The sequence below is a fragment of the Streptomyces sp. NBC_00376 genome (assembly GCF_036077095.1).
GTDB lineage: Bacteria > Actinomycetota > Actinomycetes > Streptomycetales > Streptomycetaceae > Streptomyces.
Window position 1 is genome coordinate 662,622 of record NZ_CP107961.1, and the last position, 11,820, is coordinate 674,441.

Annotated in this window: 8 protein-coding genes and 1 pseudogene; 3 read left to right on the plus strand and 6 right to left on the minus strand. The window is 67.3% G+C overall.

Going from position 1 to position 11,820, the window contains the following annotated elements:
* Nucleotides 1-84 precede the first annotated feature (84 nt).
* The 3 genes and pseudogenes from OG842_RS42890 to OG842_RS42900 all read left to right on the plus strand — a co-directional run.
* Nucleotides 85-573: a hypothetical protein gene (locus tag OG842_RS42890; protein WP_266737425.1), complete on the plus strand. Its 489-nt coding sequence runs from the start codon at nt 85-87 to the stop codon at nt 571-573.
* A 56-nt stretch (nt 574-629) separates the two neighbouring features.
* A complete protein-coding gene (locus tag OG842_RS42895) occupies nt 630-878 on the plus strand; it encodes a hypothetical protein (RefSeq protein WP_266737424.1) in 249 nt (82 codons plus the stop codon).
* Between the two features lie 15 nt (nt 879-893).
* Nucleotides 894-1,124, plus strand: a pseudogene (locus tag OG842_RS42900) (class I SAM-dependent methyltransferase); the annotation flags it as partial.
* A 525-nt stretch (nt 1,125-1,649) separates the two neighbouring features.
* Here OG842_RS42900 and OG842_RS42905 read toward each other — a convergent pair.
* From OG842_RS42905 to OG842_RS42930, 6 genes are all read right to left on the minus strand, one after another.
* A complete protein-coding gene (locus tag OG842_RS42905; protein WP_266737423.1) occupies nt 1,650-2,012 on the minus strand; it encodes a hypothetical protein in 363 nt (120 codons plus the stop codon).
* 571 nt (nt 2,013-2,583) lie between these two features.
* The gene (locus OG842_RS42910) at nt 2,584-3,603 is read right to left on the minus strand and encodes a hypothetical protein (protein WP_266737421.1); all 1,020 of its coding nucleotides are present in this window, start codon (nt 3,601-3,603) and stop codon (nt 2,584-2,586) included.
* On the minus strand, nt 3,600-4,379 hold the full coding sequence (locus OG842_RS42915; RefSeq protein WP_241197013.1) for an ATP-binding protein: 780 nt from the start codon (nt 4,377-4,379) through the stop codon (nt 3,600-3,602). Before OG842_RS42915 ends, OG842_RS42910 begins: the two co-directional genes overlap by 4 nt.
* Nucleotides 4,366-5,889: a Mu transposase C-terminal domain-containing protein gene (locus OG842_RS42920; protein ID WP_266738082.1), complete on the minus strand. Its 1,524-nt coding sequence runs from the start codon at nt 5,887-5,889 to the stop codon at nt 4,366-4,368. Before OG842_RS42920 ends, OG842_RS42915 begins: the two co-directional genes overlap by 14 nt.
* A gap of 747 nt (nt 5,890-6,636) precedes the next feature.
* Entirely contained in the window at nt 6,637-8,520 is a 1,884-nt protein-coding gene (locus OG842_RS42925) for an AAA family ATPase (protein WP_266737419.1), read from the minus strand.
* A 181-nt stretch (nt 8,521-8,701) separates the two neighbouring features.
* Nucleotides 8,702-11,293, minus strand: a complete 2,592-nt coding sequence (locus OG842_RS42930) for a DEAD/DEAH box helicase (RefSeq protein WP_266737418.1) — start codon at nt 11,291-11,293, stop codon at nt 8,702-8,704.
* Between the last annotated feature and the right edge of the window lie 527 nt (nt 11,294-11,820).

The window sequence follows — 11,820 nt, forward strand, 5'->3', positions numbered from 1 at the left end:
GGATCGATGGTGAAGCTGGCACCACCCTGAGAACGGCACCCGGCATTACTGACTGTGATCGCTGTGCGGCTCAGGCTGAAGGGCATGCAGGAAATCATCGAACTGTTCCCGGAGCCGGACGCCGAGCGCGGCATACTCAGGCCGCACGGCCCGCGCACGGGATCGCTCCCCAGCCCGCAGCGCCGTCGTCCGGACCGCCTTCCAGGCCGACGGCGGGGTCTTGTCCTGGCCGGCTGCGGGGTGGCGCTGCTGCCGTGGCTCGTCGTGTTGGCCACCAGCCTGCCGACCACCTTCCGTGCCTCGCACTGGTCCGCCGCCTGGGTGGGTCTGGACGCGCTGGAGGCGGTCGGCCTGATCACCACAGGTCTGCTGGCCACCCGCGGGGATCGGCGACTGGCACCCGCCGCCGCCGCGACGGCCGCCCTGCTCACCGTCGACGCCTGGTTCGACACGATGACCGCGGCCAGCGGGAGCGAACTGCGCGCGGCGTTGGTCATGGCGTTGTTCGCAGAACTTCCGTTCGCAACGGTATGCGTCCGCCTGGCGGTTCGAGCGCTGCCCCGCACCCCATGAAACCCGCCACACCGACCCGGGCTGCAACCACGGATACCACAGAACTGGAGAACACCATGGGCTCTGCTGTCCTGACCGCACCGCGCCTGCGCTGGGCCTGCGCCCTCAGTGCCGCTGCCGCCGCAGGCGCCTGGTGGTTCGGCGACAAGGCGCCGTACCCCTACGCCCAACGCAGCCTGCTGGACCTACCGTTGCCGTTCCTCACATCCGCCCGGCTCGACGCGGTGCTCACCCCGAGCCCGGGCGAGCGGATCCTCGAAGTGGGGCCCGGCACCGGACTGCAGTCGCTGCACATCGCACCGTAACTCGGGCCCGACGGGCAGCTCGACATCCTCGACATCCAACCCGAGATGCTCCGCCACGTGATGCACCGCGCGGGGCAGCGCGCAGTACCCAACATCGTGCCCACCCATGCGGATGCCCGCGAGCTGCCCTTCGACGACGACACCTTCGACGCCATGTATCTGGTGACCGCACTGGGCGAGATCCCGGAACCACAACGGGTGCTCGATGAGGCAGTACGGGTGCTCACCCCCGCAGGACGGCTGGTCGTGGGCGAGTTCTTCGACCGGCACTGGATCCCCTTCGGACCTCTGCACCGTCTCGCCGACGCGTCCGGCCTGCATCTGAGCACCAGGAGCGGCTCGACCCTCGCCTATCTGGCACGGTTTCAACCCTGCGCCCGCCAGATGTATAGGTGTGGTCGGGGTGCTGACATCCCCTCTGCGCACCCCCTGCCGCCCGACTACCGAAATGGAGAGGGTGGGGGCGGGGCGGGCGGAGCGCTTCGGGGATCGGCGGCCGGCCAGTCCCTTCTCGCGCGTCGGCGGGGCCGCGCGCGCCGGTGCTCGCACCCCTGGCCTGTTGGGCCGGTCTGGGCTGCCGACGTCAGGCGTGCCGAGTGCGGTGGCTCCGGCAGCGCCGGGCGCGGCACCATCTACGCCCCGCGCTGCAGTGCCTGCGCGGACGTCCGCCCCGTGCTCCTCGGCAGGCCGGTGGAAGATGCGGGTGACCGTGTGCAACGGCGCCCCGGCCTGACCCCGGAGTGGGGTAGGCCGGGGCGCCATCGGAGCAGGTCAGGTTCCGAGGTATTCCAGGAGCCAGCTGACCGGCACGTCGTCCGCCGAGTCGGCGGTAGCCGTTTTCATGCGGCCGATGAGGACCTTCCGGGTGCCGGGTGGCAGCTTCTCGGCGAGGCGGTCGCCGTTGTCGGGGACGTTGCGGGGCTGCACGCCGCTCCAGGAGCCGCTGGTGTAGATGCTCACGCCGAGCCTGACGTCTGCGTAGGCGCAGCCGAAGCTGAGCCATGTGTCGCCCCAGGGGCCCGCGTTGGGCGGAGGCACGGTCAGGATGATCGTGTGCTTGTAGTGGATGAGCCCACCAGCCTCGGTGAACGCGAAGCCATGCGGGATCTGGTCGAGTTGGAAGCTGTTGGCCACTAGCTACTCCTTGCTCAGCAGGGGAGCGACACATCACACGGTAGGAACCCAACATCCTGATTTGTTATTTTTTATGGCTAAACCAGCGATACGAGTGGAGCTGGTGCGCCCCGCACTGCCCCACACGCCCGCGTACCCCCTGCTGTCAACTGGTCTCCGGCGCGAAAGCTTTGGCCTGAACACGGATCTGGCCGGCGCACGGGCGACATTTCCGGTGGTCCAACTTCGTGGGAGTTCTCGCTTCCGTGTCCGGGATGGTTCTCAGTTTGATGTCCGGTCTTGGGCGTTGTGGGCCGGGCCGACCCGGGTGTTTCTATCGGGTGTTGAGCAGTGGTGGCCGGGTGCTGGTGCTGGACAAGCAGTGAGGGTTGGCTGGTCATTGAGTGGTGATAGGTGTCGTTTTGTCGGTGGGTGTTCGTCATTGTTTTGTCAGTGGGTTAGTGGGGTGTCTGAGCTGGTGGTGAGGGGTGCTGGGTTCTGACAGTGGATGCCGATGGGTGACTGTCGTTTTTGCGGGGCGTGGTGGTCGGTTTGCTGCTGATCGCTATCAGGGGTGGGGTGTTCGTGCTGGTCAGTGGGGTGGTGTGGCAGCAGGGGTCGGCCATGCGGGGTCGCCGGTCAGGATGTTGATGGCGGGGGTGATTCCTGATGCTGCGGCGATGTCGGTGAGTTGGTTGTGGTGGTGGAAGTTGGTGTGCCGGAACAGGTGCCTGCTGGGGTGGTGGTGAGCGTTGAGGTAGTGCCAGGCCCGTGCGGCGATCAGCAGGGGCTGCGCCCATGTGGGGACGGGGTGCCAGCGGCGTGTGCTTGTCGGCCGGTACGGCCGGCGGGGGAGGGCGAGGGCGGTGGCGTCGGGTGCGAGGTCTGCGAGCCGGGCGGCGGCTAGTTGTTCGGGCTGGTCTGTGTTGCTGAGGAGTTGGGCGGCGAGGAGTCCTGCGTGGAGCGGGTGCCCGATCTGCTGTACCTGCTGGATGAGTTCGTGTCCGCTGTCTCGGGTGTGGGTGTCGGGGCCGTCTGCGTGCGGCCTCGTGCCCGGGCGTACAGGGCCTTTCTCTCGGAGCCTGTCTCGGGCCGCGTCGAAGTCGTCGGTCCTCTGGTAGCCGGTGCTCAGCCTGGCTGCGCGTTCGGTGAGACGGGTGTCCGGTTCGCGGTGCCAGATGAGGATGAGGTGGATCCCGGTACGGGCTCGCAGTGTGTCGAGCTGTTCCCATCGTGTCGGGGTGAGGGTGTGGGCGCGCAGGACGATGACGTGTCCGGTCCGATGGGCGTTGATCCAGGAAGCGGCTGCGGTCCAGGCGGGGCCCACCTTGTCTGCCCACGAGGCGCGGTGCCGGGGCGCGTTCATATCGTGGGGCGGGAGCTGTTTGCCGAGCGCGCACAGGATGTCCTGGGCCAGAGCGGGCGGGGCGGACGAGCCGGGGGAGGGGTGGAGGGTGACGCGTCCGTTCTCGGGGGAGTGTGCGTCCAGGGCGGCAGCCGTCCATGCGGGGTGGTCGTCGGCGTCGATGACGATACGGACCGCTCGGGCTGCTGTGTGCCTTCGGCCTCGTGAGGCTGCGCTGCGCGTGGCCGGGATGTTGCTGCCGCTCACATGCCGCCGATCTTGCTGTAGACCCAGTGGATGAGCTCTTCGGTGACGTGCTCGGTGCCGGTCTTGTCCATGCCGGAGACCAGGTGGGCGGTGATGTTGGCCCAGTTACGGAAGCTGCCGTGGGCGGCTTCCTGGTCGACCATGTCGATCAGCGAGGGCTCGCAGGTGGCCCATATGGGGTGGAAGGCGGGGATGACCTTGCGGATCTGGTTCTTGGGCAGACGGGTGAACTCCTGCCAGATGTAGATCCGCGAGGCCAGCATCGGCTCGCGCCGCAGTACGCGATAGCAGTTGTCGCCGCCGGCGAAGATGACCGCGATGTCGGTGTGCTTGTCGTCCCACAGGTGGCGCCAGAACTCGAATCCGGTCCGGCTCATCCACTGTGCCTCGTCGCAGACCAGGACCCGGAACTGTTCGGCGAGAGCCTCTTTGAGGAGGGCATCGAACTCGCTGGGCCGCCTCGGTGGTTCACCGGGCAGCCGCAGCGCCTTGAACAGGCCGTGCCGGATGTCGCGCGGGGTGGGTCCGGCCCGTAGCTCGAGCCGGTAGGTCGCCCGCGGTGCCAGCTCGCGCAGGGCGGAGTTCACGGCCATGGTCTTGCCGTAGCCGGCCGGCCCGTACGCGCACATCATGGCCTTGGCCTTGATGACCGCTTCGATGTTGTCCTTGGTGGTCAGCAGTGATTCCGTGCCGACCAGCTGGGCGTCTTCGAGGCCGAGGAAATGATCGTCACGCATCGCAGGCAGACGCCCGTAGGCCAGGTCAGTTCGTGTCACCGTGACGGTCCTTTTCCTGCTCGGTGGATGAGGGTTCGATGGGCCTGGCCCAGTGCTCGGGCGCGGGAGCGTGAGGGATGAGGTCGGGGCGGGCCAGCGTCCTGCGCCCGCTTCGGCCGGTCTCGTCGAGCTCGCCAGCCGCTTCGCTGTGGGTGGGGGTCCGGCTGCGCGTGGCGGGCGCGGCAACGGTCTGGGCCTTGAAACGGTCCCGCCGGAGCTTCTCGGCGGCCTTGAGATCAGCGCGCAGGCGGCGGGCGGCCGCGGTGCGCGCAGCTTTGAGCGCACGGACCTGCTCGCCAGTGGCTGCGTCGGCCAGGTACGCGCTGCCCAGATGGGCCCCGGAGACGCCGAAGACCTCGATGAGGTCGTCGTGGTGGGGCAGATGCCGGACCACGACGCGGGTGCCGGTACGGCCCACCATCCAGTCGGCGATGTAGTCCCGACGGTGCCAGCGGACGCCGTGAGTGGTGATGGTGCGCTCCCGCCCGTCGTCCTCGAGGGCGAAACCGGCGAGCTGCTCGGCCGGCACATCGGCCACGGGGGTGGGATCGGCCGCCCATGCCTGGAGCGGTGTCCTGCCGCCCAGGGCATCGGGGCGGTGCTCGCTGTTCCACCACTGCACCCAATCCAGCAGGCCGCTGACGAAAGAGGCGAAGGTGAGCGCGGGAGCGTCGGGGTCCGCCGGGCGCCCGCCGGTGAGTTTGGGCCGGTGGGTGTAGCGGGGCAGGAGCACGAAGTGCATCTCTTCGGCGGCGTCGTTGAGCGCCTCGACCGTGCCCTTGAGATGCGGGGTGTAAGCGGGCAGGTCGATGACCGCGACGGCGAACGCCCCCATCGCGCCCGTGACCGTGCGGCACAGGAACTCCTTGCCCCGGTCCACCCGGATCGCGGCCGGCAGCCCGCCCGCAGGCCCGTACGGCGCCCGCCGGTCGATCGCGGACCGCAACGCGGCCAGGACCGCGTCCCTGGAGGGTGCGTGCGGGGTGACGGCCACACCGACGATCACCTTGGTCGCGCAGTCGATGAACCAGGTCACCCACGGACAGACCAGCTCGCCCTCAACGTCCACCTGGACCGGCACCCGCTTGTGATCGCCCTCCCAGACCACGTTGCGGTGAGTGGGCGGACGCTTGGCGAACACGTCATGCGCCCGCCGCGCCTTCTCGCCCTGCCTGAGCCCGGCCCGCTCGCCGGCCGTCAGGTCCCGGCGAATGGCCCGGTGCAGTGTCGCCAGCGAGGGAACCTCGGGCCGCTCGGGATCCTTGCGGGCACGTTCGACGAGTTCGGCATGGACCCGGGAAGCGTTTCCGCCCCACAAGGCCAGCAGCTGCCGTACCTCAGCCGTCACCGTGAACCGCCCGGCCGGCATCCGGTCCAGGCGGCCCTCCGCCCGGGCCGCGGCCAGCCACCGCCACACCGTCCGCTCCGACTTCCCCAACGCCTGTGCCACCAGCCGGACATGGCCGGACGTCAGCTCGCCCCGGACCTCCAAGCCGAACAGCCGCTGCACCGCGGCCACCCGGCCGACCTCGACGGCACGTACTGTCTGCGCGTGCCGTGCACCAGTTCTGTCGTCGGACATGCTCCAGGTCTCTCACGGGATCTGCAGCCCGTTGACGGGATCCGGCATTGCGATGACAGTGACGAGGCGCATCTGCTAAAGCTTCTCCACCGGCATCCTTCGGCTTCCGTGTGCTGTTCTCAGCGGCGCCGTTTTGAGCTTGTGGGGTGGTCAATGACGTCGGCTGCTGCCCGGCCAGTGCGGTGAGGCTGCCGGAGCCGGTGAGGCAGGCCATCACCCGGGACGGCATCAGCGGCGCGCCCGATACTCATGGCAACAGCAGGCGAACAACGGCTTCGCTGCAGGACTCCCGGCCAGACGACCAATCGGACGATCCTGCGATAGCGACCATTGGAGATTTGCCGGAGAGTTGAGATTCAGCATCCGCGCGTCCGTCACGATTCCTAGTTCCAGCAGGGCGATCGGGCCACGGAGTGATGTCAGTGGTGACGGGCAGAATGTGGTCAGGGGAAGGAGTGGCAATGTCCACTGAGGGGTCTGACCTGCGGATACCTGCGCCCAGCGGTTGCCGTTGGTGCGGGGTCGATGAACGCGAGCACATGCAGCGGTGGAAGCCGCCGGTGGGATGGCACGAGTGGGTCGCTCCGACACTGGAGCAACGAAAGAAGCGCATGCTGGCCCGCCGCCGGCAAGGCCGTTCCGGTTCCGGCGGTGGACTAGCCATGCTAGGACGTCTCAGGATGCTAGCTCTCTGAGATGCTTGAAGACGCTCCGCAGCTGCTCCGGCACGTCGTCCGAGTCGTCCAGGGCCATGGCCAGCTCGCACATCATCTCGGGCTTGCCGCCAGGGCCGCTTGTGCTGTCCGCTTGCAGCATTTCCTGGACCGCTCCGCTGAACTTGCCCCGGCCGCGAAGAGCGGCGAAGTCGGCAGGCTGCCAGGCACCGTCGGCTTTGGCCCAGATCTTGTTGGCGACACGGGCCCATACGTCATCGCGGAAGAGCTCTTCGAGCTCGTTGAACTTCTCCTCCTGCGGGGCATCATCCTCCGGTTCACCGAGGAAGCTCACGTAGCGGCGGGCATGGGGACCGAAGAACTGGGTGAGCTTGGGGGTCTTGAAAATGCCCTTGCTCACATTGCGGCTGTCGGCATCGACCACCAGCATGAGCGTGCGCCCCTGCTTGATGAGGTACCGGGCCAGATGCAGAGCACCTTCGTTGTTGAAGCACGCCCACAGAGCAATGCCAGCTGCCTGCAATGACAGCCCTTCGCACAGCCGGAACAGCAGAGGGAAGGCACGCTGCTCGGTCTCACCTTCCACGGCCAGGAAGCAGCGTTCGTGCAGCAGCACAGAATTCCGCAACCCGACCGCGGCCGCGATCTTCCCCAAGTGCGCATCGATCTCGTCGCCCACAAGCCCCGCCCCGAGCCGTTCCACCACAGTGCGGTGGTCTTCCAGCTTCAGATGCACCACGTCGGAGATCTCGACCCCGTCAATGAGATTCATCGAGTGCGTCGCCACCAGCACGCTGACATTACGAACAGCGCTCTGTGCCCGGATCAACTCCATGATCTTGCGCTGATGGGCGTAGTCGAGGTGGGTATCCGGCTCGTCGTACACCACGATCGTCTGCACCGGTGGCGGCTCGGACGCCTCACCATCACAGGGGCTCACCGCAGTAGGGGCGGTATCTTCTTCCTCGGCCAGCAGCTCGCTGGTCCATTCCCAGATGGCCAGTGAGATACGACGGTTGCTGCCCAACCCGGTGCGGTCCAGCCCTACGGCCTCACCAGCACGGCGGGCGATGCGCAACGGCGCAGCCCTGAATCCCTGCTGGAAGGAGACATCAGGATCGACAGAGACCTTCTTCAGGTCCGGGCAGCGCGTCTGGATGTGGTCGCACAGAGACTTGGCGTCAATGCGCAACCGGTCCTGGACCTCGTCCTCGATGATGGTGAGCTTGCCCTTGAGTTCCGGATCCGCCATGTGGCTCTGGAAACGGCCGACCAGCGCAGTCTTGACGGCATCATCCGGCTTGGCCACTTTGCCGTCGAACGGAAGGTACCGCGGCATGCGCTTGTCGAGATTGGAATGCGCAGGCACCCAGCCCTCTGAGGTGGCGTGCTCACGCCCGTACGTGCGCAGAGCCTGTTCCAAGTCCGGCTTGCGCATGGAGACGGGAGAGAGCTCGCACTCCTTAACCATGTCCTTCAACGCCGGTGCAAGGTGCTGCGACAGGTCACGCAACCGCTCATCATCCGGAATGGGCTGCCAGATCTCCAGACGGGGAACCAGATCTTCTGTCGAACAGCGGCGCAGCCGAACCTGCTCAGGAAGGTTGAATTGCTCCTGTTCCCAGGTGTCCAGAGTGAACGATCCGACAACGCTGGTCTCCTCACACCGCACCGGCGTCGCGGACACGTCTCCTCCATCGACGGTCAGGTAGGTGCGGTCGTCCTCCGCCAACACATGTTTGCCAAGCAGGAAGGCAAGAGCGTCCAGCAGCGCGCTCTTGCCACCATCGTTGTGCCCGGCGAGGATCGTGGGCTTCCTAACGGGGATTTCTGCGACCTCGGTCAACGAGCGGAAACCACTCACGCTAAAGCTGTTCAGGTGCACTGCGCGACCGCTCCAACTCCCGCGCCGACGATCCTTCGCGAGCCCACAACCTGCGTTGCCAAGGACGCGTGGCGCTAATCCCAACCCCGGTCGGTCCATCCTAGAGCGTTCGTCGCAGCGTCACCCTCGGTCCCACCCAACCCCTGCCCGAGTGCCTGGCATCCCCACCCGACAAGCAGGCCTACCAGCGCATGCCGAGCTGGTCGAGGTCGACCCGTCGCTGCCCGGCGAGCTTCCCGGCCCGTTTACGCACGTTGTCGAGCCATGTACCGAGCTTGACGGCCACGACCCCGTCATCACCGTTCTGACGGCCCACCAAGCCCGCTTCCGCCCCCACTCGCTCGACGTGCTTCCGGGGCACCCGAAGATGCCCCTCACGGGCATGGAACTGCCGTGCGGCGCGGAGGTTCACCGCCCACATGTCGTCCTGTGTCCGTTTCACCGGCCGTTCTGTCTCCTCGACGGGGTCGACCCCGAGGACGTTCTCCAGGAGCCATTGCTGTGCGGGAAGGAGTTGTTCCCACCCGAGCCGCTGCGCCGTCACCCACCTCCCGAGGTCCTCGCCCTGCACGATCACCTTCCCGGCCGCCACCGGCAGGGCCCCGCCATCCTGGAGGAGGTTCTGGACGAGCCGGAAGCAGCGTTGCCACCCCGTGTCCCATACCGGGCACCACCCCGGATCGATCTCCTCCAACACAGCGCGCCGCGCTTCGGTCAACGCACCCGCACTGATCTCGACAGCCAGGCCGGCCTGCCGCCGCTGCGCATTGGCATCCGCGGTCCGGGCGGCGAATCGCTGGTTCTTGACCCAGGCCCCGACCGGATACCCCTCCCAGACCGCGGTCGCGGGAGGCAACAGGTGCCCGTGCACGGCCGCCCAGGCGCGGGCGGCTGTGAGGCCTTCCTCGAACGCAACGTCCTGATGGGACCAGACCATGCCCAGCCCGTCGAGCTGTTCCGCCCGCCCCGGATCCAGGCGTCCGGCCTTGTGGGTTTTCCGCTGGTTGGCGAGCCAGGTCCCGAGCGGGAACCCCGCCGGGGCCCAGCCTTCCGGGGTGACGTAGTCGTACGGCACCCGCAGCTGATCCGTCCCGGTCTCCTTCACGTACCGCACGCATGCCTGGATACCTCGGCGCCAGAACGTGTTCTCCGGCTCGATGACCCGCAGCTTCACGAACTGCGCCAGCAGTGCCGGATCCCTGGGTGTGCTGAACTTCAGCAGCTCCCGCGCGGGCACACTCGGCGCCCGCACGCCCTCCGGCTCTTCCCGCTCAGCTTCCGCCTCGCCTTCCTCGGCACTCTCCGGGTACCAACTCCCGCTGCGGATACGGGGGTCGGCGAGGTGTTCGATCGTGTCGGTGTCGTGTGCCCGCAGCGCCCCGAGGACCTTGGCGAGGGTTCCGTAGGCGTCCGAGGTCAGCATTTCGTCCGGTGTTTCGCCCGGTGCGAGGAATACCGGAACAATCAAAGAAGCAATCTTTCCCTCACCGGGGCTGATTCGCAGGGCGCGTCCGACCATTTGCACGATATCGATCATCGATCCCCGCGCATCGCAGAATGCGACGGAATCACAATTTGCCGTATCGACGCCCTCACCCAGTACCTTCACTGAACTGAGCACGCGCAACGCCGCCGGCACCAACCCCTTCCCTGAACGCTCCCCACCCCTGCTGCGCCCCCCGACACCACCCTCGACCAGCTGCGCCTGGTCCTGGCTCGTGATGGTGTTGGAGGCGAACTCCTCCAGGACGGCGCGGCGGTGGGCGGGCGGGTGTTCGCCGTACAGCCAGTCCGCCCATACCCGCCCCGGCTCCGGGTACCGCCTGGGGTTGTCTTCCCACAGCTTCCGGGCTGCGTCGACGACTCCTGTGGCCATGGCTTCGGCTTCGCTGACGCGGCTGTGGAACGTCAGGACCTTGCGCAGGTTTTCCTGGGCGGCAGCGGTCACGATCCCGGTCTGCAGCGCCGCGAGCCGTGCTCCACGTGCGGCGTCCGACCCGTACCCGGCTTCCTCGCGCAGCTGATGGAACTCAGGGTCGGAGATGTCGACGCACACCACCTGGTACGGGGCCACCAGGCCCCGGCTCACAGCTTGTGAGAGCGTCAGTTTGTACGCCACCGGCCCGAACACCCGCGACTCCGGATCCATGCTCGCGATCAACCGCGGCTCACCGGACTCACCGCCCTGAGCATGCTCGGGCGCTTCCCAGATCCGGGCCGTGGCGGTCATGTACAAACGGCGGGTCGCCGGGATTCGCACCTGGTCGTGCACCGCGGCCCACGGCTTACCCGCGTACCCACTGGTGCGGTGCGCCTCGTCGACGACCATCAGGTCAAACGCACCAAGCCCGGCACTATGGGCGCGCTGGAGGATGCCGAGGCCGACGGCGGCATACGTGGCGAACACCGTCACCCGCTCCAGACCCCTTACCCAGGCGACGAGTTCGCCCGGATCGGTCGTGCACGGCACACCGTCGGAGTCGTCGGCGCGCAGCGAGCAGACCCCGACCATTGCCCCTGTACGGCCTCCTTCCCGCCACGCGGCCGCGGTCTGGGTCAGCAGGTCCAGTGTCGGTACCAGGACCAGGACATGTCGCGCGCCGAGTTTCTCGGCGGCCGCGACGGCGATCAGGGTCTTCCCGGAGCCGGTCGCGGCGATGACCTGGGTCCGCAGCCCCTCGGCCGGCAGGTGTCCGCTCGCAGGCGTCTGCAAGACCCTCAGAACCGCGTCGGCCGCCTCCACCTGATGCGGAAACAACTCCTTCAGCGTCACCAAAACTTCCTCTCATCGACCGCTTCAGATATATTTCCAAGCCAGAAAAGACCCGGATCCCTGTACAGCAACATGCATTTTCAGTGACTACCAAGACACAGACAATCGCCCCCAGGGACAGCGGCAGGGTGTCGGCTCACACTCCTTAATCTAGCTGGGCGTCAAGAGTGACGCACACCGACTGCAGAAGTGTTTCCAAACCTCCAGTCTGTCATCTGCGCAGAGCCGTCCCTGTCAACCCATGAACCCTCCTGACAAGGACTCAAGGGACCAGAGAACGGGTAGCAAGCCCCGGACTTCACGACCCGTCACCGCACATCCCAGCAAGGCCACCCCAACCCGTAGCCAGCCAAGGGCCGTGCGGAGCATGGCCCGCCGCCCGGATCGCGGAGCGATCCGGGCCACAGTCAACGAAGTTGACTGCCCGGGCCACGGAGTGGACCGGCAACCCCGGACGAAGTCCGGGAACAACGCACGGAGTGCGTTGTCGTCTTCCGCCGCGTAGCGGCGGCGCGTCGTGTCTGCGG